Origin of the sequence: Amycolatopsis sp. SB7-3, assembly GCF_041021335.1 — a bacterium.
In the GTDB taxonomy this organism is placed as follows: domain Bacteria; phylum Actinomycetota; class Actinomycetes; order Mycobacteriales; family Pseudonocardiaceae; genus Amycolatopsis; species Amycolatopsis japonica.
On sequence record NZ_JBFPJQ010000009.1, the window covers coordinates 34,392 to 56,155 of the forward strand.

24 protein-coding genes are annotated in these 21,764 nt (G+C 69.4%); 15 read left to right on the plus strand and 9 right to left on the minus strand.

The window, feature by feature from the left end; all coding sequences use genetic code 11:
- The first annotated feature begins 4 nt into the window (after positions 1-4).
- From AB8M46_RS37885 to AB8M46_RS37905, 5 genes are all read left to right on the plus strand, one after another.
- Positions 5-1,324 (plus strand): FAD-dependent oxidoreductase, encoded by a 1,320-nt coding sequence (locus AB8M46_RS37885; protein WP_394363303.1) that lies wholly within the window; start codon positions 5-7, stop codon positions 1,322-1,324.
- Positions 1,317-1,793, plus strand: coding sequence for a DUF6187 family protein (locus AB8M46_RS37890; protein WP_378421929.1), 477 nt, complete (start codon positions 1,317-1,319; stop codon positions 1,791-1,793). Before AB8M46_RS37885 ends, AB8M46_RS37890 begins: the two co-directional genes overlap by 8 nt.
- A complete protein-coding gene (locus AB8M46_RS37895) occupies positions 1,765-2,319 on the plus strand; it encodes a carboxymuconolactone decarboxylase family protein (RefSeq protein ID WP_037347771.1) in 555 nt (184 codons plus the stop codon). Before AB8M46_RS37890 ends, AB8M46_RS37895 begins: the two co-directional genes overlap by 29 nt.
- A gap of 269 nt (positions 2,320-2,588) precedes the next feature.
- Positions 2,589-2,780, plus strand: a complete 192-nt coding sequence (locus AB8M46_RS37900) for a hypothetical protein (protein WP_037347770.1) — start codon at positions 2,589-2,591, stop codon at positions 2,778-2,780.
- A gap of 243 nt (positions 2,781-3,023) precedes the next feature.
- On the plus strand, positions 3,024-3,632 hold the full coding sequence (locus AB8M46_RS37905) for a DNA-binding response regulator (RefSeq protein ID WP_081976077.1): 609 nt from the start codon (positions 3,024-3,026) through the stop codon (positions 3,630-3,632).
- On the opposite strand, the gene AB8M46_RS37910 is transcribed toward AB8M46_RS37905, so the two are convergent.
- Positions 3,629-5,950 carry a sensor histidine kinase gene (locus tag AB8M46_RS37910; protein WP_394363304.1) on the minus strand — a complete coding sequence of 774 codons (2,322 nt, stop codon included), beginning with the start codon at positions 5,948-5,950 and terminating at the stop codon, positions 3,629-3,631. The two genes, AB8M46_RS37905 and AB8M46_RS37910, sit on opposite strands and share 4 nt — an antisense overlap.
- A 326-nt stretch (positions 5,951-6,276) precedes the next feature.
- Between AB8M46_RS37910 and AB8M46_RS37915 the strand changes: the two genes are divergently transcribed.
- The gene (locus tag AB8M46_RS37915; RefSeq protein ID WP_005154159.1) at positions 6,277-6,897 is read left to right on the plus strand and encodes an L-threonylcarbamoyladenylate synthase; all 621 of its coding nucleotides are present in this window, start codon (positions 6,277-6,279) and stop codon (positions 6,895-6,897) included.
- A 38-nt stretch (positions 6,898-6,935) separates the two neighbouring features.
- Here AB8M46_RS37915 and AB8M46_RS37920 read toward each other — a convergent pair whose 3' ends face one another.
- The 3 genes from AB8M46_RS37920 to AB8M46_RS37930 all read right to left on the minus strand — a co-directional run bounded on the left by AB8M46_RS37920 (position 6,936) and on the right by AB8M46_RS37930 (position 9,222).
- A complete protein-coding gene (locus AB8M46_RS37920; protein WP_394363305.1) occupies positions 6,936-7,622 on the minus strand; it encodes a winged helix-turn-helix transcriptional regulator in 687 nt (228 codons plus the stop codon).
- A 48-nt stretch (positions 7,623-7,670) separates the two neighbouring features.
- Complete coding sequence (locus AB8M46_RS37925) at positions 7,671-8,450, minus strand: BTAD domain-containing putative transcriptional regulator (protein WP_394363306.1); 780 nt, start codon at positions 8,448-8,450, stop codon at positions 7,671-7,673.
- Between the two features lie 166 nt (positions 8,451-8,616).
- Positions 8,617-9,222 (minus strand): DNA-binding response regulator, encoded by a 606-nt coding sequence (locus tag AB8M46_RS37930; RefSeq protein WP_037347757.1) that lies wholly within the window; start codon positions 9,220-9,222, stop codon positions 8,617-8,619.
- 419 nt (positions 9,223-9,641) lie between these two features.
- Here AB8M46_RS37930 and AB8M46_RS37935 point away from each other — a divergent pair, with 419 nt between their 5' ends.
- The gene (locus AB8M46_RS37935; RefSeq protein ID WP_394363307.1) at positions 9,642-10,637 is read left to right on the plus strand and encodes a DUF1702 family protein; all 996 of its coding nucleotides are present in this window, start codon (positions 9,642-9,644) and stop codon (positions 10,635-10,637) included.
- 79 nt (positions 10,638-10,716) lie between these two features.
- Here the strand turns inward: AB8M46_RS37935 and AB8M46_RS37940 are convergent, their stop codons facing one another.
- Complete coding sequence (locus tag AB8M46_RS37940; RefSeq protein ID WP_016332248.1) at positions 10,717-11,415, minus strand: AraC family transcriptional regulator; 699 nt, start codon at positions 11,413-11,415, stop codon at positions 10,717-10,719.
- Between the two features lie 456 nt (positions 11,416-11,871).
- On the opposite strand from AB8M46_RS37940, the gene AB8M46_RS37945 reads away from it, so the two are divergent.
- Positions 11,872-12,477 (plus strand): DNA-binding response regulator, encoded by a 606-nt coding sequence (locus tag AB8M46_RS37945; protein WP_037347878.1) that lies wholly within the window; start codon positions 11,872-11,874, stop codon positions 12,475-12,477.
- A gap of 11 nt (positions 12,478-12,488) precedes the next feature.
- On the opposite strand, the gene AB8M46_RS37950 is transcribed toward AB8M46_RS37945, so the two are convergent.
- On the minus strand, positions 12,489-13,586 hold the full coding sequence (locus AB8M46_RS37950; protein WP_394363308.1) for a glutamate--cysteine ligase: 1,098 nt from the start codon (positions 13,584-13,586) through the stop codon (positions 12,489-12,491).
- Positions 13,587-13,721: 135 nt separating this feature from the next.
- Between AB8M46_RS37950 and pip the strand changes: the two genes are divergently transcribed.
- The gene (gene pip / locus AB8M46_RS37955) at positions 13,722-14,660 is read left to right on the plus strand and encodes a prolyl aminopeptidase (RefSeq protein ID WP_394363309.1); all 939 of its coding nucleotides are present in this window, start codon (positions 13,722-13,724) and stop codon (positions 14,658-14,660) included.
- 56 nt (positions 14,661-14,716) lie between these two features.
- On the opposite strand, the gene AB8M46_RS37960 is transcribed toward pip, so the two are convergent.
- The gene (locus tag AB8M46_RS37960) at positions 14,717-15,532 is read right to left on the minus strand and encodes a DUF4097 family beta strand repeat-containing protein (protein ID WP_394363310.1); all 816 of its coding nucleotides are present in this window, start codon (positions 15,530-15,532) and stop codon (positions 14,717-14,719) included.
- 142 nt (positions 15,533-15,674) lie between these two features.
- On the minus strand, positions 15,675-16,088 hold the full coding sequence (locus AB8M46_RS37965) for a VOC family protein (RefSeq protein WP_350576962.1): 414 nt from the start codon (positions 16,086-16,088) through the stop codon (positions 15,675-15,677).
- A gap of 106 nt (positions 16,089-16,194) precedes the next feature.
- Here AB8M46_RS37965 and AB8M46_RS37970 point away from each other — a divergent pair, with 106 nt between their 5' ends.
- Together AB8M46_RS37970 and AB8M46_RS37975 are read left to right on the plus strand one after the other, a co-directional pair.
- A complete protein-coding gene (locus tag AB8M46_RS37970) occupies positions 16,195-17,037 on the plus strand; it encodes a sigma-70 family RNA polymerase sigma factor (protein WP_037347744.1) in 843 nt (280 codons plus the stop codon).
- Entirely contained in the window at positions 17,034-17,429 is a 396-nt protein-coding gene (locus tag AB8M46_RS37975) for a VOC family protein (protein ID WP_378421944.1), read from the plus strand. Before AB8M46_RS37970 ends, AB8M46_RS37975 begins: the two co-directional genes overlap by 4 nt.
- On the opposite strand, the gene ligD (AB8M46_RS37980) is transcribed toward AB8M46_RS37975, so the two are convergent.
- Complete coding sequence (ligD, locus tag AB8M46_RS37980; RefSeq protein ID WP_394363311.1) at positions 17,407-18,372, minus strand: non-homologous end-joining DNA ligase; 966 nt, start codon at positions 18,370-18,372, stop codon at positions 17,407-17,409. The genes AB8M46_RS37975 and ligD (AB8M46_RS37980) overlap by 23 nt on opposite strands.
- Positions 18,373-18,418: 46 nt before the next feature.
- On the opposite strand from ligD (AB8M46_RS37980), the gene ligD (AB8M46_RS37985) reads away from it, so the two are divergent.
- From ligD (AB8M46_RS37985) to AB8M46_RS38000, 4 genes are all read left to right on the plus strand, one after another.
- The gene (gene ligD / locus AB8M46_RS37985) at positions 18,419-19,336 is read left to right on the plus strand and encodes a non-homologous end-joining DNA ligase (protein ID WP_394363312.1); all 918 of its coding nucleotides are present in this window, start codon (positions 18,419-18,421) and stop codon (positions 19,334-19,336) included.
- A 60-nt stretch (positions 19,337-19,396) separates the two neighbouring features.
- The gene (locus AB8M46_RS37990) at positions 19,397-19,669 is read left to right on the plus strand and encodes a hypothetical protein (RefSeq protein ID WP_394363313.1); all 273 of its coding nucleotides are present in this window, start codon (positions 19,397-19,399) and stop codon (positions 19,667-19,669) included.
- Between the two features lie 114 nt (positions 19,670-19,783).
- Positions 19,784-20,311 (plus strand): MarR family winged helix-turn-helix transcriptional regulator, encoded by a 528-nt coding sequence (locus tag AB8M46_RS37995; RefSeq protein ID WP_152611166.1) that lies wholly within the window; start codon positions 19,784-19,786, stop codon positions 20,309-20,311.
- 85 nt (positions 20,312-20,396) lie between these two features.
- A complete protein-coding gene (locus AB8M46_RS38000; RefSeq protein ID WP_394363314.1) occupies positions 20,397-21,761 on the plus strand; it encodes a pyridoxal phosphate-dependent decarboxylase family protein in 1,365 nt (454 codons plus the stop codon).
- Positions 21,762-21,764: the final 3 nt, after the last annotated feature.

The following is a 21,764-nucleotide window of genomic DNA, read 5'->3' on the forward strand; positions in this document are numbered from 1 at the left end:
GCCGGTGATCACCTTCGTCCCGGAACCGCATCTGCTCGAATCGCCGCGCGGGCGGGCGTGGCCGGTCGTCCCCGGTTCCCGTGCGGCGACCACCCCCGAGCCGCCGTCCGCCGCCGACGTCGTGATCGTCGGGGCGGGTCCGGCCGGGCTCGCCGTCGCTTCCGCCCTGTGGCACCACGGCGTCCGCGACCTCGTCCTCGTCGATCGCGACGGCCGTCCCTGCGGCCGGTTCTTCGACCGCGTCGACCTGCTCGGCCAGCGCGTGCTGCGGTCGCCGTACGAACACCACCCCGGCGTCGAGGGCTACCGCGACTGCGAACTGCTGGACTTCGCGCGGCTGCACTGGTCGGTGCTGACCCCGGTGGAGCGCCGGGAGATCCGCATGGCGCAGGCCGGACATCGCTCGGTCGTCCCGGTCGACGTCTTCGAGGCCTATTGCCGTCATCTGGCCGCGAGCCATCACGTCACCGAACGGACCTGGCGCGGCTCGGTGCGCGAGGTGCTGCCGACCTCCGACGCGGTCACCGTGCGCGCGGACCGGTTCTCCGTCACCGCGCGCCACGTCGTGCTCTGCCTCGGCGAGGAGCGCCGGTCCGCCCCGGACACCTGGTGGGGCGGCGGCCATCCGCCGCGCGGCGTGACCTATTGGGACGAACCCGTTCCCGGAGCGGGCAAACGCCTCGCCGTCGTCGGCGCGGGACTCACCGCCGCACATCTGATCTCCAACGGCCTCACCCAAGGGCGCGAGGTGCACTGGGTGGTCCGCGAAGCGGGCGAACGCTATCAGTGCGCCGACGTCAACTCGTCGTTCTTCCGTCCCGAAGGCCGTGCTCGCTTCGACGGAGTGAGCTGGTCCGAAAGACTCGAACTGATGGGCCGGTTCCGGCGCGCGTCGATCATGTTCGAGTTCCGGCCGATGCTCGAGGCGGCCGAAGCAGAGGGACGGCTGATCGTGCATCGGGGCAAGGCGATCACGAAGGTGACGCCGGGCGTCGGGCTCCACCTCGAAGACGGTTCACGGATTTCCGTGGACCATGCCGTCCTGGCGCTCGGGACCACGCCGTCGATCGGCGACGGCCTGATGCCCGACGACGCCGTGCTCGATCGCGGCGGCTGGCCGAGGCTGGACGAACGCACCTTCGCCTACACCGGCGCGCCCCGGGTCTTCGCCGTCGGCGCGGCCGCGGGGATGGCGCTGGGCCCGGCGGCCCGCAACATCGACGGCCATCGTGTCGCCACCGCCCGGGTCGCGGCGGCGGTCGCCGCGAACCTGCGCCGGGACACCCCGCTGAGGATGGCCACAAAGGACGTCGCCCGTGTCTGAACCCTACGACTCCCGGTTCACCCTGCCGTCGATCGACGACGCGCCCTCGACCGAGTCCGGGGTGATCCTGCTGGGCCTGGACGCCGAACGCCTGCTCGCCGGGGTCGGCCTGGCCCGGCTCGCCGACGAACCCGCGCTGGTGGCCCTCGCCGTGGACCAGGCCCGGCACGAGGCGCTCGACCTCGGCCTCGGCGCGCTCGTCGAGGCGGGAATCCTTCGCTGGCGCGCGGTTCGCCCGTTGATCGAAGCAGGTCCGGAGACGACGACGGCGGGCTCCCTGCGCCGAGAATGGGAACACGCCACCGCGCGGGTCACCGCCACGGTGACCGGGCTGGGACCGGCATCGGTGGCGTGCCTCGCGGCCTGCTGGCTGCGTCGGGACGACGTGGACGTGTTCGCCGAGCACCGGCGGGCGCCGGAAAACGGGAGCGATACACAGGATGTCCTATCTCGGGTCTTTGCCGACTGACACCACACTGCTGCAGGTCTTCCAGAAGTTCCCCGCGCCCGCGGCGAAACTGCTGGACCTCCACGAACTGCTCATGCGGGCGCCGTCGGCGTTCGGCGCGGGGGAGCGGGAGCTGATCGCGGCCTACGTCTCCGGTGTCAACGATTGCGGGTACTGCCACGGGGTCCACACCGTCACCGCGGAGGCTTTCGGTGTGCCGGAAGGACTTCTGGCGGCCGCACTGGCCGATCTCGACTCCTCGCCCGTGGACGACCGGATGAAGCCCGTACTGGCCTACGTGGGCAAGCTGACGCGCACTCCGTCGCGGATGACCGACGCGGACGCCGAAGCGGTGTACGCGGCGGGCTGGGACGAGACCGCGCTGCACGACGCCGTCCTCGTCTGCGCTTTGTTCAACTTCATGAACCGGATGGTCGAGGGGCTCGGCATCCGCGCCGACGCCGCCTACGCGAAGATCTCGGGCGTGCGGTTGAAGGAAGGCGGCTACGCCGGCCTCGCGAGGCTGCTCGAAGAGGCTTCCCGCTGACTGCTCCATTCGAGTGCGGGTAAGCGTGTGATGACCACGGGCGGTCACCCTGCCGCGCTGAGATCGGCCCGCCACTTTCCGTCGTCGGGAACGGTGCCGATTACGCCGTTCGGTGCCCATGATCGCGGAAACGGAGCAGACGAAAGGCATCTTCCGGCGTAGGTGAAAAGCACATGCCCGCGATGATGCATGGCACTGGCCGCGTACCCACCCTGAGCAGCACGATTTCCTCATCGAAGGAACACCACCGAACAGCCTGGGAGCCATCGATGATGAACACCGCGACCGACAACGTCCGCTCGCTCTTCGCCGTCCGGGGGATCGACACCGGGTTCGCCGGGGACCAGGTCGAGCTCGTGATCGACCGCTTCGACCATTGGACCAACCAGCACCGCGGTGAAGCATTCAGCTGTTTCACCGGTGCCTGTTGCACCGCCCCGCCGCTGGCCGAAGCGAGCTGAGGAACACCCCTCCGGCCGTCACTCGCACCCCGAAGGCGAGTGGCGGCCGGTTTCGTGTGCGGGCCACCTGCCGCCACGTCGACGGAAAGTAGCCGACCGACTGCGGATTCCGTCGAGGGGTGACTCTTTCGCCTCACCGCCCCCGCGCCGGGCCTGGCCGACTCACCACCCGAACGGTGGAACGCGTTCCGTGCGGGCGTGTTTATGTTGGGGCCATGGGGGTGTGCGTGAGGGGACGGCGCCATGGTGATCAGGGTTCTCGTGGCCGAAGACATGCACATCGTCAGGGGAGCGCTCGTGGCGCTCCTGCGGCTGGAACCGGATATCGAAGTGGTTTCCGAAGTGGCGTCGGGTGACGAGATCCTTCCCGCCGCACGGGTTTCCCGCACCCAGGTCGCGATCATCGACATCGACCTCCCCGGCAAGGACGGGCTCACCGCGGCCACCGAACTCCACGAGCAGCTCCCCGAGGTCCGGACCCTGATCCTGACCAGTCTCGGCAGGCCCGGCACGCTCCGCCGGGCGCTGGCGGCCAAAGTGAGCGGGTTCCTGCTGAAGGACGCCCCCGCGGAGAAGCTCGCCAACGCCGTGCGCGGGGTGGCCGCCGGACGGCGGATGGTCGACGGCGATCTGGCCCTCGCCGCCTGGGACACCGTGGAATGCCCGCTGACCCCGCGGGAGATCGACGTCCTGCGGCTGACCGCCGAAGGCCGCGACACCCTGGAGGTGGCGGCGAAAGCCTTTCTCTCCACCGGAACCGTCCGCAACTACCTGACCACGATCGTGTCGAAGCTCAACGCGCGCAACCGGGTCGACGCGATCCGCATCGCCAAGGAATCCGGCTGGATCTAAACGGGCACCACGGCACGCAGCCGGAACCGCCCGTCGGGCTCCACGCCGGCGGTCAGCTCCCCGCCCAGCCCGGCGACGCGGTCGGACATGTTCGTGATGCCGCTGCCCGGGGCCTCCACCCGCACCGGCTGCTCCGGCTTCGGCGGCCGTCCGTTCACCACGCCGTCGTTGACGATGTCGAGCGCGACGCCGTCGCCGGTCCGTCGCACGGCGATCTCACAGCGCTCGACCTTGCTGTGCCGCAACACGTTCGTCACGCCCTCGCGCAGCACCACGGCCAGTACGGTGCGCACCGTCGTCGGCAGGTCCTCGTGCTCGATCTCCAGCCGCACCTGGACGTCGGCGGCCACCAGGACCGCCTGCGCCGACCGCGACTCCTGATCCAGCGACAGTTCGCGGTAGCCGCTCGCCACCGACCGGACGTCGCTCAGCGCCTGCCGGGTCAGCCCGAGGATCTCCAGCAGTTCGTCGGAGGCGCGATCGGTGTCGATGTCCATGATCCGGCTGGTCAGCTCGCTCTTCAGCGCGATCGCCGACAGGCTCATCCCCAGCAGATCGTGCAGGTCGCGGGCGAACCGCAGCCGCTCCTCCGCGACCGCGACCTCGGCGAGGCGTTTTCTGGTCTCGCCCAGTTCGGTCACCAGCCGGATCAGCCAGATCAGACCGAACACCATCAGCCCGGTGTTCAGGATGGACGCGAAGGTGTAGAAGCCGCCGAGGAAGTCGGTGCCGTAGGAGATCCGGATCAGCACCACCCCGGCGGCGGTCACGGCGAACGCCGTCCACCCGGCCAGCGGCGGCAGCACCAGCAGCGCGGTGCCGGCGAACAGGCTCGGCAGGCTCACCCACGCGCTCCCGAGCGGGATGAGCGGCAGGAAGATCAGGCAGGCCTGCACGAACAGCAGCGCGTAGCTCTGCCGCGAGCGCAGCCGGACGTTCGGGCGGGCGAAGTAGGACAGCTGCAGCGTGGTCAGCGCGGTGAGGTAGCCGGCGATGAGGGCGAGGGACCAGCCGTCGTCGGTCAGCATGAACGCGCGGGCCATCGCGGAGAGGCTGAAGACGATGAAGACCACCGTCATCGTCCATTGGACGTTCCTGGCGTCGATCCGGGACCAGTGCCCGGACCCCTCGGCCAGCGCCGTCTCGGTGGGCTCGGCCTGTTCGGGCACCGGGAGTTCGGCGTGCAGCCGCCACCGGCCCGCCGCGTCGGGTCCCGCGCTCAGCTTCCCGCCGTGCCCGGCGACCTCCTCGGTCACCTCGCGCAGGCTCTCGGCCGTCTCCTCGGGGACGTCCTCGTGCGCCGTGCCGTCGTGGACGATCTCCAGCGCCACCCGGCCGCCGTTCTCGCGCACGGTGATCTCGCAGTGCTCGACGCCGGTGTAGCGGAGCACGTTCGTGACACCCTCGCGGAGCACCTTCGCCAGCAGGGTGCGCAGCTTCACCGGGAGTTCGACCTGCTCGAGGTCGACCCGCACCGCGACGTTCGACGCCGAGAGCAACGACACCGCCGTCCGTGACTCCTTGTCGAGCGACAGCTCCCGGTAACCCCTGGCCACCGACCGCACGTCGGACAGCGTCCGCTGGGCGATCCCGGTGATCTCGGCGAGCTCCTCACGGGCCCTGTCCAGCGACTTCCGCAGCAGGCGGTGCACCAGTTCGCCCTTGAGCGCGATCGCGGACAGGCTGAGGCCGAGCAGGTCGTGCAGGTCCCTGGCGAAGGCCAGCCGCTGTTCGGCCACGGCCCGTCTCGCCAGCTCGGTCCTGGCCTGGTGCAGTTCGGTGACCAGCCGCGCGAGCCAGGTCAGCAGGTACACGACCAGGGCGTAGAAGACCGCGGTGACGCTGTCGAACACCGCGCCGAGCCAGGTCTCGTCGTAGGTCCACAGGATCCAGATCGTGCCCGCCATGAACACGGTGAACACCGTCCAGCCCGTCCGCGGCCGGAACAGCAGCAGCGCGCTGCCCGCCGCGAGGGTGGTCAGCGAGCTCAGCGCGGCGTCGAAGTGCAAGGTCGGCAGGAACGCCAGGCACGCCTGCACCCCCAGCATGGCCTTCGCGAGCTTGGTGTCGAGCCGGACCGCGGGACGGCTGAAGTACAGCAGCTGGATCGCCAGCACGGGCCCGACGTACAGCACGGCCAGCAGGCCCTGCCAGAAGTCCACCCCCGGCCGGAACAGGACCGCGAGGAGCCCGAACAGGCAGGAGTTGACGAAGACGACGGTGATGATCAGCCCGGCGAGGAACAGTGCCCGCCGCGGGCGCCGGTCGACCCCGGCGGTACCCAGAGGTTCGGCGGTCACGGCGAGCTGTTCCGGCACGGGCACCCCTGTGGTAACAGAAGACGTACTGATCCTTGTCGTGCTGCCCCCTTGCGACGGCCGAGGCCGTCGCACGACCTCCATCGCGGTGTGATTCGGATCCTAACCCATCTTCGTTACCCCGGTTCCCGCTTCCGCGGCCGCGGGGAGGATGATCAAGGAGGCGTTTTCCGTCCCGGGACAGGGAAAATCCCCGTGGTCACCCGCGCGGGTGTGGGACGTTCGGACCACACCGGGGATCGCGGAACTCGCCACGATGGAAGACGTGGGTTCCACTTTGTACGCCACGCGGGGCGGGCGGGCACCGGTGGCCCTAAGCTCTGCGCATGGCCAGGTATTTCGACGTACACCCGGAGAATCCGCAACGACGCGCGATCGGACAGGTCGTCGACATCCTGCGCGAGGACGGACTCATCGCGTATCCGACGGACTCCTGTTTCGCCCTCGGCTGCCAGCTGGGGAACAAACAGGGCATCGACCGCATCCGGAGCATCCGCAAACTCGACGACCGCCACCATTTCACCCTGGTGTGCCAGGACTTCGCCCAGCTGGGCCAGTTCGTGCACGTGGACAACGCGGTCTTCCGCGCGGTCAAGGCGTCCACACCGGGCAGTTACACGTTCATCCTCCCGGCCACCAAGGAGGTTCCGCGCCGTCTGCTGCACGCCAAGAAGAAGACGGTCGGCGTGCGCATCCCGGACCACGTGGTCACCCAGGCCCTGCTCGGCGAACTCGGCGAGCCGCTGCTGTCGAGCACGCTGCTGCTGCCCGACCAGGAGGAGCCGATGACCCAGGGCTGGGACATCAAGGAACATCTGGAGCACGTGGTGGACGCGGTGATCGATTCCGGCGACTGCGGGGTCGAGCCCACCACGGTCATCGATTTCTCGTCGGGCGAGCCGGAGATCGTGCGCCGGGGCGCGGGCGACACCTCGCGCTTCGAATGACGCGTGGGACCGGCGTCCCGGTCCCACGCGCCCGCGGTTCAGTGCGTGACGAGCCCTTCGGCCTTCAACGGCGCCGAGGGGATGTGGAACAGCCGCGTGAACAGCTCCAGCATCGCCGGCTCGCCCTTGATGGCCACGGCGCCGCAGGTGAGCGCGCTCGCGGCGGCCATCTCGCCGTTCAGCAGCTTCAGCACGACCGGGCCGCGCGGCTCGATGACGAGGTCGGGGTTCGGGTGCGGGCCCTCCCCGGCCGTCATGGCGCCGTCCTCGACCACCGCGTGCACGATCATCTGATCGCCGTAGTGCAGTTCGAACGCGCAGTCGATGCCACGGGCCGCGTCGGGCTGGAACGTCGTGTACAGCGACAGGATGGCCGCGTCGAGGGTGAACAGGTCGTCGGCGGCCGGGTCGGTGAGCGACCGGGCGCCCCACAGGCCCAGCTGCAGCAGGATCTGGTCGAGGTCGTTGCCGTATTCGGTCAGCTCGTAGACCACCCCGGCGTCGAGCTGCGAGAGCACGCGGCGCTGCACGACCCCGTGCCGTTCGAGTTCGTTGAGCCGGGTCGACAGGATGCTCGTCGGGATCTTCGGCAGGCCGTGCTGGAGCTCGTCGAAACGTTTCGGCCCGAGCACGAGGTCGCGGATCACGAGCAGGGACCAGCGTTCCCCGATGATCTCGAGCGCGCGGGCGAGGCCGCAGAACTGGCCATAGGTGCGAGCGGTCATGCTTGACTCCTCAGTTTCCTTGATCTGGTGGTGGCGGGTGGTGCTCGTTCAGCGGACCGGATGTCCCTCGGACAGCAGTTCGCGATGCAGCTCTCGCAGTTCGGCGCAGGGTGTCACCCCCAGTTCGTCCTCGAGCCTGGATCGCAGCCACTCGTAGGACGCCAGCGCGTCGCTGCGCCGTCCGCTGAGCCCCAGCGCGCGGATCAGGTGGCCGTGCAGGGTTTCGTCGAACGGGTCGGCGGTGGTCAGCGAGCGCAGCACGCCGAGCATCTCCCGGTGCCTGCCCGCCCGGATCTCGGCCTCGATCCACAGGTCGCGGGCGTTGCGCCGATGCTCCAGCAGATAGACGGTGTAGGCGGCCAAGGTCGGTCCACAGTGGATGTTCGCCAGCGGGGGACCGGACCACAGGTCCAGCGCGGTGCGGAACGCGTGCGCGGCCGCCGCGTTGTCGCCCGCGGCCAAGAGGTCGCGGCCGAGCCGGTGGAGCCGCTGGAACTCCGACACGTCGACCACGCCCGCGTCGATCTCGAGCCGGTAGCCGGGCGAGCTGGTGACCAGCAGGCCGCCGGTGCCGCCGGGGTCGAGGTGACGGCGGAGGTGGTGGACGTAGGTGTGCAGGGTCCGGCGGACACTGCGCGGGGGCGCGTCGTTCCACAGCTCGTGGACGAGGGAGTCGACGTGGACCGTCTTGCCGGGACGGATGAGCAGCATCGCGAGCAGTTGCAGGAGTTTCGGCGTGCTCGGCGCGCGGTCGGCGCCGCCGATGTGCAGCTCGACCGGCCCCAGTACCCTGGCCGTGTCACCCGGTCCGATGGTCATCGCGTGCATCCCTGCCCCTCCGGCGGAGTCCCCCTCGATGACGGTGACAGAGGCGGAACCTTCGGAACAGTGCCGGAAACACCCGGCCGGCCGTGATTTCTTCGTTGCGCGGTATGCGATCGTCACGACCTGGCGCGATGAACCGGTTGTGGCAAAAGAGAAGACGCGGAACGGGTCAGAGCCAGTCGGAATCGGTGGCGATGCGGATGGCGTCCACCCTGTTGCGGGCGTTCAGTTTCGTGACCACGGTGGCGAGATAGTTCCGCACGGTCCCCGGCGACAGGAACAGCTCCGCCGCGATGTCGGCGACCGTGCGCCCGTTCGCGGCGAGCCGGAGGATCTCCGCTTCCCGCGGTGTCAGCGGGCAGTCTTCCGTTTCCCAGGCGGACAAGGCGAGTTCGCTGTCGATCACCCGGCGGCCGATGGCGACCGAACGGACGGCGTTGGCGAGTTTGTCGGCCGGCGCGTCCTTGAGCAGGAAGCCGTTGACCTTCGCGTCGAGCGCGCGGCGCACGGTGCCCGGGCGGCCGAGTGAGGTGAGGATCAGCGTGCGCACGCTCGGAAGTTGCTGGCAGAGCTCGGAAGCGGCCGCGAGCCCGTCCTTGGCCGGTAGATCGATGTCGATGATCGCGACGTCCGGGAGATACTCCGCGGCCATCGGGAGGATCTTGTCGCCGGAGCAGACCTCGGCGACGACCTCGATGTCCTGTTCGAGGTTCAGCAGGGCGACCAAGGCGCCACGGACCATGTGCATATCCTCGGCCAATAGGACTCGGATCACTCCGACCTCCTCTTCCCCAGAAACGCGCTAACTCTCAGTGTACATAGCAAACCCGGAAGAGTGAATCGGAATCGCACGATCCAAGGTTGCGCTTTTCCTCGCGACCTGCCCGCCATGATCAATGTGCCGGTGAGCTGCGACGATGCTCCGGCTTCGAGGGTGCTGAAACTGCGAGCGATCGATTACCGACCGTCAGGTCAGAAGAAGGTAAAATTGCTACCTCGAGTGGTTTTCTTTCTTCGCCGAGTACGTTCCATTCCGGTGAATCAGCCCGGCGAACGGGTGAATTCCCGCCTTTCCGAAGGTGGCGATGGACTGTTCGGCGGTACCGGCGCCGGCCTCGATCGGACGTCGATCGCGGCATGGTCTCCTCGGCAGGAGGTTCGCGCGAAGCCGCCACTATCCACAAAGGACGTATGATGAGCTCATTGCTGGGTGCCCTGCGCAAGGTCATGTTCGCGCCTTCGCTGGCTTCGGTCGGCTTCGAGGGGCGAGGCTTCGGAGTGCCGAGGACGCCGTCGACCGCGCGGCTGGAGTCGATCCCGCAGGCGGTGGTGTGCGGCTTCGAGTGGGGGATCGACGCACCCGCGCTGTGGGAGGCCGAACGGCGGCTGGACATGGTCGAGCCGGAGATGCGCGGGTTCGCCTACGAAGGCGCGGCGATGGCGTTCACCATCCTCGACGTCATGCCCGGCGGCCGGAAGGACCGCACGGCCGAACTGATGAGCGGCCCCGGACTCCCGCACGTGTTCCTGACCTACATCGGCATCGGGTTCGCGATGGCCCGGCTGCCCCGGCCGCTGTGGAAGAAGGTGCTGCCGGATCTGGACGGCGTGCCGTTCCATCCGGCGATGAGCTGGCTGGCCGTCGACGGGTACGCCTTCGACCGCGCCTACTTCGACACCCGCAAGTGGGTCGACGAGCAGTTCGTCCCCCAGCCGTACCCGTGGGCGGGCGCCCCCGAGTACTTCCCGCGCGCCTGCGACCAGGGCATCGGGCGGGCGCTGTGGTTCATCAACGGCGGGGATCCGGTGAAGGTCGCCGCGGCGGTGAACCGCTTCCCGGCCGGACGCCGTCCGGACCTGTGGAGCGGGGTCGGGCTGGCCTCGACCTTCGCGGGCGGCTGCGACCGGGCCGGGCTGGTGAGGCTCCGCGAGGCGGCGGGGGAGCACCAGGACCAGCTCGGGCTCGGCGTCGTCTTCGCGGTGAAGGCGAGGACGTTCTCCTCGTTCGTCCCGCCGCACACCCGCCGCGCCGCCCGCGCGCTCGCCGGGCTGAGCATCGAGGAGGCCGTCGAGCTGGCCGACTCGACCGAGGTCACCGAGGACGCCGCGGACGGGACGCCCGCCTACGAGCTGTGGCGGCGGAACATCCGGGAGGGGCTGGCCCCTGCGGCGGGCCGGCTGTCCGCCTGAGGGTCCGCAGATGTCAGGAAAGGGGCGTTCAAGACGTTTTCCGTCCTGAACGCCCCTTTCCTGACATCCGGGGTGAGGATCAGGCCGCGCGCTGGAACGGCTCCGGCCGGTGCCGCAGGTCGGGCAGCGCCAGCAGGACCGGCGGGTCGAACAGGCGCTTGGGGCGCATCCGCAGGTCCGCGAGCCGCGCGGTGACACCCGGCTCGACGGTGATCGGACCGTGGTGCCCGGTGTACCCGGTGCCGCGGCGCGTGAGCGGGCCGGTCACACAGTGCGCGACGAGGTGCCAGTCGCCCTCCGGGACCTCGGTCAGCTGATAGGGGCCGGGGGCGTCGATGACCGTGTAGCGCACGGGCGCGCCCTCGGGGATCCGCGTCGGGAAGAGACCGACGAAGACGAGGCCGGGTGAGATCTCCGGCGGCGCCGACACGAAACCGCGGACGATCGCCCGTTTCGGGCCGGGACGGGGCTCGCCGGCCAGGCGGCGCTGGAAGCCGCCCTGCCGCCGGTACGCGGACGGGGACAGGCCGACGCGGCTGCTGAACCGCGTGCTGAAGGTGCCGACGCTGTTGTAGCCCACGCGGTGGCTGATGTCGGCGACCGTGATCGAGGTGGTCAGCAGCAGGCGCTTGGCCTCGTCGAGCCGCAGCGCGGACAGGAACCGGCCGGGCGAGACCCCGGTGGCCTGCTGGAACACCCTGGTGAAATGGAATTTGCTGAAGGTCGCGGCGCGGGCGATGTCGTCGATAGTGAGCTCTTCGCCCAGTTTCTCGTTCATGGCCCCAATGGCTCGCTCCACGGCTCGCCGGACAGTCTCATCCATTGTGCCGTCCTTTCGCTCGAGGATTTCTGGCATGCTTTGCGGTTTCCGACAGTAGTGTTCGCCACGGCTTCTCCTGAAGTGCTTGATTCACCGCCGGATATGGATTCATGTGTGCGCCGACGTGAAAATTTCACGGGGTCGGCGAGCATGCGAAAACCATGCCCCGCCGGTGGTGCGCGCACTGGATCCCGGTGGCCGGTGGCCGCAGAATTCCTGGTAGCGCATTCACGCCGGAACCCCCCCGGCCGTGTTGGCGCGGTCCGAAGAACGTATTCCCGCGGCAACACAGAACCGGCCCTTGACCGCGTCCCCGCGGCGGTCAAGGGCCGGTTTCCATTTCGCGGAACGAGTGTGTGAGGATAGTATCGTCGGCTCGTGGGGCGAGACGCAGGCGAAAGGCAGATGGGGTCGATGATCAAGGTCCTGGTGGCCGAGGACATGCACATTGTCCGGGGGGCCCTGGTCGCGCTGCTCGGTTTGGAACCCGACATCGAAGTCGTCGCCGAATGCGCCAGTGGCGACGAGATCCTCCCACTCGCCCAATCCGCGCGCCCCGACATCGCGCTGATCGACATCGACCTGCCGGGCAAGGACGGCCTCACCGCCGCCGCCGAACTGCACGAGCAGCTGCCCGCCGTGCGCACCCTGATCCTCACCTCGCTCGGCAGCCCCGGCACCCTGCGGCGGGCGCTGGCCGCGAAGGTCAACGGTTTCCTGCGCAAGGACGCGCCCGCCGACCGGCTCGCCAACGCGGTCCGCGGGGTCGCCGCCGGACGGCGCGTCGTCGACGGCGACCTGGCGCTCGCCGCCTGGGACAGCGAGGAATGCCCGCTCACCGCCCGCGAGATCGAGGTGCTCCGGCTGGCGTCGGTCGGCTCCGACCCGACCGAGATCGCCGCCGAGTTGTTCCTGTCCGCCGGCACCGTGCGGAACTACCTGACGACGATCGTTTCCAAGCTCAGCGCCCGCAACCGGGTCGACGCCGTGCGGATCGCCCGCGAGTCCGGCTGGCTCTGACGTCGGCTCGACTACCGGGCCGGGACGTTCATCGTCGCGTGGGCGAGATCCGCGGCGAACTCGCCAGGAGAAGCCGCTTCCGCGAACAACCGGCGTTGCCGGGCCGCGCCGGTCCCGTGTTCGAACAGTGAGTCCAGCCCCCGGTCGACGTCGTCCGCGTCGCCCGCGGCCACGAGCGCCGGCCGGATGAACTCGACGAGTTCGCCGAGCAACTCGCGCTGATCGGCCTCTCTGCCGGTGAAGACGTCGATACCGGGCCCGTCGAGACCGCGACGCGCGGCGGCCGTCAAGGCGGCGTCGATCCGGGCACCGCGGACCCGCGGCGGTCTCGCCGTCCCGGCGCAGGTCGCGACCAGCCCGCGCACCAGGGCCGCGAGGAGCACCGCGTCGTCGACGGCCAGGCAGACGTCGGCGATCCGCACCTCGACCGTGGGATACCGCGGGGAAAGACGCGCGTAGAAGTACACGCCCGCCGCGTCGAGGGCGGCGCCGCGACGCAAGGCGTCCCCGATACTCCGGTCGTACGCGGCCGCACCGGTCCACTCGTCGGGCGGTTTCGCCGTCGGCCAGCGATCCCAGATCGGGAACCGCCTGCTCGACCAGCCGGAATCGGCGCCGTTCTGCACCGGGGAGTTGGCGCTGAGGGCGAGCAACGGGCCGAGCCACGGCCGCAGCCCGGCGAGGACGCGGGCGCCGAGATCCCGTGACGGCAGGCCGACGTGCACATGGCAGGCGCACGTCCCGGCCTCGCCGATCAGTTCCGGGAACGCCTGCGCCATCCGCCGGTACCGCGGCTCGGGCGTGAGCGTGTCTCCCCGCAGGTCACCGGGCGGGATCCCCGCTGCCACCATCAAGCAGCCGTCGGCCTCCGCGGCCGTCGCGACGAGGTGCCGCAGCCGTGTCAGTTCCGAGCGCACCTCGTCCAGGCCGCGGCAGACACCCGTCGCGGTCTCGATCTGGAACCGCATCAGCTCACCGGTGACGTCCGGCCCGGGGGCGAGGCTTTCGAGCAGCTCGGGCGCGCGCAACGCGACCGAGCCGTCCATCGGGTCGAGCAGGACGAACTCTTCTTCCACCCCGAGGGTGTAGTTCATGCCGTCGACGGCCATGGTTCCCCGTTCGTGGGTTTTCGCCGGTGAAGTTCTGAATCTGCCCCTTTCCGCGCGGCGAGGAAAGGGCCGGTGTGCTGAACTTCGTTGCGGCGAAAGTGTTTCGTGGCCTCACTGACGGTCTAGTCTCGGTTCATGATCGATCTGTACCCGCCGGCCGAGCCCTACGACAAGGGACTGCTCGATGTAGGTGACGGCAATGTCCTCTATTGGGAGACCTGCGGGAACCCCGCCGGGAAGCCCGCGGTCATGCTGCACGGCGGGCCCGGGCAGGGCTGTACGCCGGGCATGCGGCGGATGTTCGACCCGGCCCGTTACCGCGCGGTGCTGTTCGATCAGCGCGGCTGCGGGCGCAGCACCCCGCACGCGAGCGACCCGGCGACCGACATGCGGCACAACACGACGGACCATCTCGTCGCCGACATGGAACGTCTGCGCGAACACCTGGGGATCGAACGCTGGCTCGTCACCGGAGGTTCCTGGGGCACGACACTCGCGCTCGCCTACGCCGAACGATTCCCGGAGCGGGTCACCGAGATCGTCGTCAGCTCCATCAGCACGACACGGCCGTCCGAGATCGACTGGCTGTATCACGGCGCCCGCCGGTTCTTTCCCGAGGAATGGGCCCGATTCCGCGGTGATCTCTCCGGTGATCTGGTCGCCGCCTACGCACGGCTCATGGAAGATCCCGATCCGCGGGTGCGGATCGAGGCCGCCCGTTCCTGGTGCCGCTGGGAGGATACGGTGCTGTCACTGGAACCCGGTGCGACCGTCCATAATGGACCGATCGGTGAATGGGAACTCGCGTTCGCGCGCATCGTCACGCACTACTACTCCCACGTCGGCTGGCTCGAACCCGGCGCGCTGATCCGCGACGCGGGCCTGTTGCGGGACATTCCCGGCGTGCTGATCCACGGACGCCGGGACCTGAGCTGCCCGGTGGACACGGCTTGGGAACTCGCCCGCGCCTGGCCCGGCGCGGAGTTGCTGATCGACGACGATTCAGGCCACCATTCGAGTGACGTGAAGCGGGCCTGGAAGCTCGCGGCGCTGGACCGGTTCGCTGGTTCTTAGGTGGCCGCATTTAGTCGACTAACTGCGGCCACCCATCCCTCCCGACCCGGCCGGGATCACGCGGCGCGGTGAATGACGATGTCGTCCAGCCGCGTCCGGGCGTAAACCTTGACCCCCGCCTCGCTGTCGGTCGCGACGGAGTTGCGCACGGATCCCTTGGTGCTCTTGGCATCCACCGACGCGCTGTCCCCGTCGACGCCGACCTCGATGCCGCCGGACGCGTTCACCAGTTCGGCCTCGCCGCGCGACAGCCGCCCGATGCGGATCGGGCAGTTGGCCGCCTTCGCGACGATGTCTCCGTCGGCGCGGTCGATGTCGAAACTGCCGCTGGAGCCGGAAAGTTCGACGTCGGACCGGGCGTGCCCGATCCAGACCTTCCCGGTGGCGCCCGAGTATTTGACGGTTCCTTCGACCTCGCCGATCCGGACGCCGGCCGAGCCGCCGTCGAGGTCCACGGTCCCGGCGACGTGCCCGATCGCGATGTCGCCGGCCGCGAGGTTGCCCCGCACCGCCGCGACGCGCTCGATCCGGGCCTGGCCCGACGACATCTCCAGCGCGCAGTCACCGAACCGGCCGTCGGCCTCGACATCCGACCAAGCCGTGTTCAGGACCAGCCCGGAACCGGTGGGCACCTCGATCGTGATCGCGACCGAGCCGTTCTTGCCGCCGGCCTTCTTCGTCTCGATCGACAGCTTTCCGCCGTCGAAGCCGACCTTGGTGTTCTCGGCGACCTTCACGTCCGACTTGCTCGTGGCGTCGATCGGCTCGACCAGCACCACCGTGTCGGTGCGGTCGCTCGCGGTGAGGCGAACCCGGGCGCCGGCGACGGTCAGCGTGGCGGCGATCGGCTGCGGGGTGGGGAAGACGGACATCTCGAACTCCTTGGTGGTGGTGATCTCTCGTTGGTGAAGCAACGATCGCCGACCCGCCTGACACCGGACCGCCACGGCGCTGACACGCCGGAGACACCGGGCCCCTCGCGAGAACACGAGGGGCCCAGAGCTCACCGGAAGATCACTCCGCGTACGGCTGATCAGTGCCCTTCGCGCTGTAGCCGATGCTCCAGATGTAGCCGTCCAGGTCCGCGAAGGTGCCGCCGTACCCGCCCCACGGCAGAGCGCCCGCGGGCTTCAGGATCGTGGCACCCGCCTTCTCGGCCTCCGCGACGATCTCGTCGACGCGTGTCTCGCTGCGGACGACATAGGTGAGGACGAGCCCGCTGAAACCACTGCCTTCCGGGCTCGTGCCCACCTGGCCCGCGAGGCCTTCGCGGCCGTAGAAGCCGACCCGCGAGCCGCCGTCCGGCTCGAAGAACACCGAGACGCCGTAGTCGTCCTTGATCTTCCAGCCGAGCCCCTCGGTGTAGAACGCCTTGGACGTGGCCAGGTCCTTGACGCCGAGGAGGATCGAGCTGACGTGCGCTTTCATCATGGTCTCCTGGGGATTCGATACGGGTGGTCCGACCGGCGATGTCACATCGGGACGGGTTCGCCGGTCATTCGCTGTGACAGACCCGGACGGAGGAATGTGACAGATGGCCGAGCAGGATTGGGTGAGCGAGCGGTTCGCCGAGCACCAAGGTCGCTTGCGGGCGGTGGCCTACCGGATACTCGGCTCGCCGGGGGAGGCCGAGGACGCGGTGCAGGAGGCGTGGCTGCGGGTCAGCCGCGCGGACACCGACGACATCGAGAATCCGGCGGGCTGGCTGACGACGGTCGTCGCCAGGGTCTGCCTGAACATGCTGGAATCCCGCCGCGCCAGACGGGAGGAGTCCGCGGGGGCGATGCCGCCCGAGCCCGGCCTGCCGGACGTCGCCAAGGAAGACCCGGAGGACGAGGCGCTGCTGGCCGATTCGGTCGGTGTCGCGCTGATGGTGGTGCTGGACAAGCTGAACCCCGCCGAGCGGCTCGCGTTCGTCCTGCACGACGTGTTCGCCGTGTCGTTCGGCGAGATCGGCACCGTCCTCGGCCGTTCGCCGGCGGCGGCCCGGCAGCTCGCGAGCCGGGCCCGACGCCGGGTGCAGACCGCTTCCGACGAGACGGACGCCGCGCGATCCCCGAAGCGGGAGGTCATCGCCGCCTTCCTCGCCGCCGCCCGGAACGGTGACTTCGAAGCCCTGCTCGAAGTGCTCGACCCGGACGCCGTGGTCGGCGAGGTCCGCGGCGGCCACGCGGTCGCGGCCTTCTTCTCCGGACGCGCGGAGGCGGCCCGGCTGGCCCTGGTCGGCGGGGATCCTTCGGCCGTCTGGTCACATCGCGGCCAGGCGAAGGCCGTCTTCACGTTCAGCGTTCACGACGGGAAGATCACCAGGATCGACATCGACACCGACCCGGAACGCCTCCGCGGTCTCGAAATCGCCTTCCTCAGCGCCAAATGATCCGGTTCTTCTCGTGCACGCTCGCCGTCCACGATCTCGGCGGCGCGCTCGGCTTCTATCGTGACGTGCTCGGTTTCACCGTGTGGAGTGACGGGCCGGTGAGCGTCGGGCCGCCTTCGCAGCCAGACGTGCGGATCGTCCTCGAACCACCCGACGCGGGCCGTGGTGCCTCACCGGCCGACCGGTCCGCGATCGAGGACCTGATGTCCAAAGCCTTGCTGAACCGGCTCGTCTTCACGACCGACGACTGCGATGGCACCTTCGAGCGCATCGAGGCCGCGGGCGCCGAAGTGATGCAGGAACCGATCGACCGGCCAGGAGGAGTACGCGATTGCGCCTTCCTCGACCCTTCCGGCAATCTGCTGCGCTTCATCCAGAGGAGGGAAGCTTGACGTCCTCGGGCGTCTTGTCCGCCCGCAACCCCCGCCACGTCGTATGCCGCAGACGGCCGTCCGGGGTCCAGTTCCGGTGCACGACCTCGCCGACGAGTTCCGGCTCCACCCAGTGCACGCGCCGCGCCCGATCGCGCGGGACCTCCGAGGCGAAGGGCGGCTTCTTCCGCTCCAGCGGGGTGAGCCGGGCATGCAGGTCTTCGAGCACCTTGTCGCTGAACCCGGTCCCGACGTCGCCGATGTACCGCAGGTCCCCGGCGTCGTCATGGGCGCCGAGCAGCAGTGCGCCGAGCGTCCCGGAGCGCCGTCCGTCACCGGGGCGCCAGCCGCCGATCACGACCTCTTGGGTGTGCCACAGCGCCCGTTTGATCCACTGCCGTGTCCGCTTGCCGGGGTAGTAGCGGCTGTCGAGCTTCTTCGCGATCAAACCTTCGAGCCCGTGCTGCCGGACGACGTCGAGCAGCTGGTCGGGTGAGATGTCCTGGTCGGTGTACCCCGGTGGGATGGCGATGCGGCCGCCGGCGCCCAGGGACGTCAGCACCTCGCGCCGGGCCTCGTACGGCTCGTCGAGCAGGACGTCGCCGTCGAGAAGCAACACGTCGAAGGCGAAGAAGTGCACCGGGCTGCGTTCCAGCAGCGACGCGTCCGGCGTGCGCAGGTGCCGGGTCTGCAACAGCGGGAAGCTGGGCCTGCCCTGCTCGTCGAGCACGACGATCTCGCCGTCGAGGACGGCTTCGCGACCGTCGAGCGCTTCGCCGGTGACATCCGGGTACGTCGCCGTGATGTCGAGCCCGCGGCGGCTGGTCAGACGCGTTTCGCCGTCGCGCGCGACCCGCAGGCAACAGCGGTAGCCGTCCCATTTGTATTCGTAGGCCCACCCGCCGGTGGGCAGGTCGCCGTCGGTCGCCAGCATCGGGGCGATCGCGTCCGGCACGGTGCTCATGCCTCACGGTACCCCGGAAACCCCGCCGGTGATCTATCGTCGAAGGGTGCCTGAGGAGCGGATAACGGTCGAGGTCGAGGGTCGGCGGCTGGGGCTGTCCAATCTGGACAAGGTGCTCTATCCCGCGCACGGTTTCACCAAACGCGAGGTCCTCGACTACTACCGCCGGATAGCCCCGGTGATGCTCCCGCATCTGCGTGACCGCGCCGCCACCTTCCGCCGGTTCCCCGACGGTGTCGACGGCGAACCGTTCTACGAGAAGAACGTTTCCCGGCACGCCCCCGACTGGGTGCGCACCGCGCGGCTCACCAACCGCGGCCGCCGGGGCGGGGAGGAGACGCTCGACTACCCGGTGGTCGGCGACCTCCCGACGCTGATGTGGGCGGCCAATCTCGCCGCGCTGGAACTGCACGTTCCACAGTGGACGGTCGGCCCGCGCGGCGCGCGGAAATCACCCGATCTGCTGGTGTTCGATCTCGATCCCGGGCCGCCCGCGGACGTCGTCGACTGCTGCCGGGTGGCCGAGACACTCAGCGACCTGCTCATCGGGGACGGTCTCACGGTGTACGCGAAGACCAGCGGCAACAAGGGAATGCAGTTGTACTGCCCGGTGCGCACGCGCTCCGACGAACGCACCTCCGAGTACGCCAAGGCCGTCGCGGAGGAACTCGCGCGCCGGTCACCGGAAACCATCGTCGCCAAGATGACGAAGGCCATCCGCCCCGGCCGCGTGTTCATCGACTGGAGCCAGAACAACACCGCCAAGACCACCATCGCGCCGTACTCGCTGCGCGGCCGGGCCGTCCCGACCGTGTCCACGCCGGTGACCTGGGAGGAGGTCGAAGCCTGCCGCAAGGCCGCAGACCTGCTGTTCACCGCCGAGCAGGTGCTCGAACGCGTCGAGGAGATGGGCGACCTGTTCGGCGACATCGCGGAGCATCGCGCGGCCGTGCCCCAACGGTGACCGGAGTCATGTTTGAACCGCCGCCATCGGGAAAGCCTCAGGTCAGAGGAGTGACCCCGAATGACCGAACACACCAAAGACCCCGAAGGCTGGTCATCGCGAGCCCTGGCCATGCTGCGAGCCGTGGCACAGGGCAGGGCCGAGATCACCATCAGCCTGGAGCCCGATCTCTACGTCGACGGCCTGCCGTGCAGTGACCAGAGCACGGCCCACCGTCTGGCCCACGCCGGCCTGATCCGGATGCCGGACGGTGGTGTTCCCGGCAGCCGGGTACCCGCGGAATTGTCCGAAACAGGACAGGATCTGCTGGAGCCCTTGGCGCCCGCCGCTTAGCGAAGAGCAACCCGGAAAGACCACTGTGGACTCCCGCCCGTTCCGCATACGATCTGCGGAGCGGGTGCGCGGGGGTGCGCGCCCATCGGGCTGGTGCCTCCGGGACCGGTGAGGATGTGGCTGTTGACCGGGTATCACACGCTGGCCGAGACCGAGAACGCCGTCCGGGCCAAACTGGGCGGTATCCCGCTGCTGTGGGAGCGGATGGAGGCGGTGGCGAACCTCCACCGCGCCGCGACCGCGGTCCGGCTGCATTTCGAGAACTCGGTCCTGCGCACCGCGGGCCTCACCTGGACCGCGTTCGTGGTGCTCTGGGTGGTGTGGATCTTCGGCGAGAAGGAGACCAGGCACGTCGCCGCGGAGTCCGGGATCACCAAGGGGACGCTGACCGGGGTCATGAAGACCCTGGAGGCGCACGGCCTGGTCACCCGACGCAAACACCCCGTCGACGGGCGGCTGGTGCTGCTCGCGCTGACCCCGGAGGGCGAGCGGCTGATGCGGGAGCTCTTCCCGGAGTTCAACCAGGAGGAAGCGTTCGTCACCGAACGGCTCAGCTCCGAGAAGTGCACCGAGCTGGCCGCTTCGCTGCGGGAGATCGTTCGGCAGCTGGAGGAGAAGGGCGAAGAGCGGCGGGCCCGGTAGAGCCGGCCCCTACCGAAGACGGTTGCGCGGGACCTCCGGCGACTCCTACGTTTTTTGGAGCCGAACGAAGCGAAGGGCGCCCTTGATGGACTTCCGGTACTGGCTCGGTCAGGCGTTGACGTCGAACGAGGCGTGGGCGGAGACGTTCACCCCCGTCCGGCCGCATCCGTCGCTGGAGATCTCCGACGGGCGGTTCGAGACGGCGTTCGAGGAGCTCACCGAGCGGCTGAAGGACAACTACCCGTTCTTCCACCCGTCTTACGCCGGCCAGATGCTCAAACCGCCGCATCCGGCGGCCGTGGTCGGCTACCTGACCGCGATGCTGGTCAACCCCAACAACCACGCGCTCGACGGCGGTCCCGCGACGGCCGAGATGGAACGCGAGGTCGTCCAGGCACTGGCCACGATGTTCGGCTACCCGGAACATCTGGGGCATCTGACCACCAGCGGCACGATCGCGAACCTCGAGGCGCTGTTCGTCGCGCGGGAAACGCATCCGGGCAAGGGGATCGCGTACAGCGCGGAGGCGCACTACACGCACGGACGGATGTGCGGCGTCCTCGGCGTCGAGGGGCATACGGTTCCCGTCGACGCGCGTGGCGCGATGGACCTCGACGCGCTCGAAGACCTGCTGCGCACCGGGAAGATCGGCACCGTCGTCCTCACCGCCGGGACGACCGCACTGGGCACGGTGGAGCCGATCCACGAAGCGCTGGCGCTGCGCGAGCGCTATGGCGTCCGGGTGCACGTCGACGCCGCCTACGGGGGATTCTTCCGGCTTCTGTCCGGTTTGGACGGTCCCGAGGGGCTGCCCGAAGCCCCGTGGCTGGCCATCGCCGAGGCCGACTCGATCGTCATCGATCCGCACAAGCACGGCCTCCAGCCCTACGGCTGCGGCGCGGTGCTGTTCAAGGATCCCGGGGTGGGCCGGTTCTTCCTGCACGATTCGCCGTACACCTACTTCACCTCGGAAGAGCTGCATCTCGGCGAGATCAGCCTCGAATGCTCCCGGGCGGGGGCGGCGGCCGCCGCGTTGTGGCTCACCTTCCGCGTCCTGCCGCCCACCCCCGACGGACTGGGCCGGGTGCTCGCGGCCGGGCGCCGCGCGGCGTTGCGGTGGGCGAAGCTGCTGGAGGACTCCGAGCGGTTCGACCTGTACCAGCCACCGGAACTCGACATCGTCACCTACTTCCCCCGGACGGAGCCGCTTTCGCTGTCGAGGATCGACGAGGAGAGCGCGCGGATCCTGCGCACCGGCATGGCCGCGGCCAGGGAGCCGGTGTTCCTCAGCACGCTGCGGATCGGCGAGGCGCAGTTCGGTCTGCGTCACACCGGGGTCGACGCGGATGCGGACGGCGCGAGGATCCTGCGTAGCGTGCTGATGAAGCCCGAAAGCGAGGACCACGTCGACCGGCTGCACGAACGGCTGGAAGAGTTGTCCCGCGGTTGAGCT

What these genes read in the sequence shown, in the direction of transcription:
- AB8M46_RS37895 (WP_037347771.1), top strand. Translation starts at nt 1,765, where the DNA reads ATGTCCTATCTCGGGTCTTTGCCGACTGACACCACACTGCTGCAGGTC.
- AB8M46_RS37900 (WP_037347770.1), top strand. Translation starts at nt 2,589, where the DNA reads ATGATGAACACCGCGACCGACAACGTCCGCTCGCTCTTCGCCGTCCGG.
- AB8M46_RS37905 (WP_081976077.1), top strand. Translation starts at nt 3,024, where the DNA reads ATGGTGATCAGGGTTCTCGTGGCCGAAGACATGCACATCGTCAGGGGA.
- AB8M46_RS37915 (WP_005154159.1), top strand. Translation starts at nt 6,277, where the DNA reads ATGGCCAGGTATTTCGACGTACACCCGGAGAATCCGCAACGACGCGCG.
- AB8M46_RS37920 (WP_394363305.1), bottom strand. Translation starts at nt 7,622, where the DNA reads ATGACCGCTCGCACCTATGGCCAGTTCTGCGGCCTCGCCCGCGCGCTC.
- AB8M46_RS37925 (WP_394363306.1), bottom strand. Translation starts at nt 8,450, where the DNA reads ATGCACGCGATGACCATCGGACCGGGTGACACGGCCAGGGTACTGGGG.
- AB8M46_RS37935 (WP_394363307.1), top strand. Translation starts at nt 9,642, where the DNA reads ATGAGCTCATTGCTGGGTGCCCTGCGCAAGGTCATGTTCGCGCCTTCG.
- AB8M46_RS37940 (WP_016332248.1), bottom strand. Translation starts at nt 11,415, where the DNA reads ATGAACGAGAAACTGGGCGAAGAGCTCACTATCGACGACATCGCCCGC.
- AB8M46_RS37945 (WP_037347878.1), top strand. Translation starts at nt 11,872, where the DNA reads ATGATCAAGGTCCTGGTGGCCGAGGACATGCACATTGTCCGGGGGGCC.
- AB8M46_RS37950 (WP_394363308.1), bottom strand. Translation starts at nt 13,586, where the DNA reads ATGGCCGTCGACGGCATGAACTACACCCTCGGGGTGGAAGAAGAGTTC.
- pip (WP_394363309.1), top strand. Translation starts at nt 13,722, where the DNA reads ATGATCGATCTGTACCCGCCGGCCGAGCCCTACGACAAGGGACTGCTC.
- AB8M46_RS37960 (WP_394363310.1), bottom strand. Translation starts at nt 15,532, where the DNA reads ATGTCCGTCTTCCCCACCCCGCAGCCGATCGCCGCCACGCTGACCGTC.
- AB8M46_RS37965 (WP_350576962.1), bottom strand. Translation starts at nt 16,088, where the DNA reads ATGAAAGCGCACGTCAGCTCGATCCTCCTCGGCGTCAAGGACCTGGCC.
- AB8M46_RS37970 (WP_037347744.1), top strand. Translation starts at nt 16,195, where the DNA reads ATGGCCGAGCAGGATTGGGTGAGCGAGCGGTTCGCCGAGCACCAAGGT.
- AB8M46_RS37975 (WP_378421944.1), top strand. Translation starts at nt 17,034, where the DNA reads ATGATCCGGTTCTTCTCGTGCACGCTCGCCGTCCACGATCTCGGCGGC.
- ligD (WP_394363311.1), bottom strand. Translation starts at nt 18,372, where the DNA reads ATGAGCACCGTGCCGGACGCGATCGCCCCGATGCTGGCGACCGACGGC.
- AB8M46_RS37990 (WP_394363313.1), top strand. Translation starts at nt 19,397, where the DNA reads ATGACCGAACACACCAAAGACCCCGAAGGCTGGTCATCGCGAGCCCTG.
- AB8M46_RS37995 (WP_152611166.1), top strand. Translation starts at nt 19,784, where the DNA reads ATGTGGCTGTTGACCGGGTATCACACGCTGGCCGAGACCGAGAACGCC.
- AB8M46_RS38000 (WP_394363314.1), top strand. Translation starts at nt 20,397, where the DNA reads ATGGACTTCCGGTACTGGCTCGGTCAGGCGTTGACGTCGAACGAGGCG.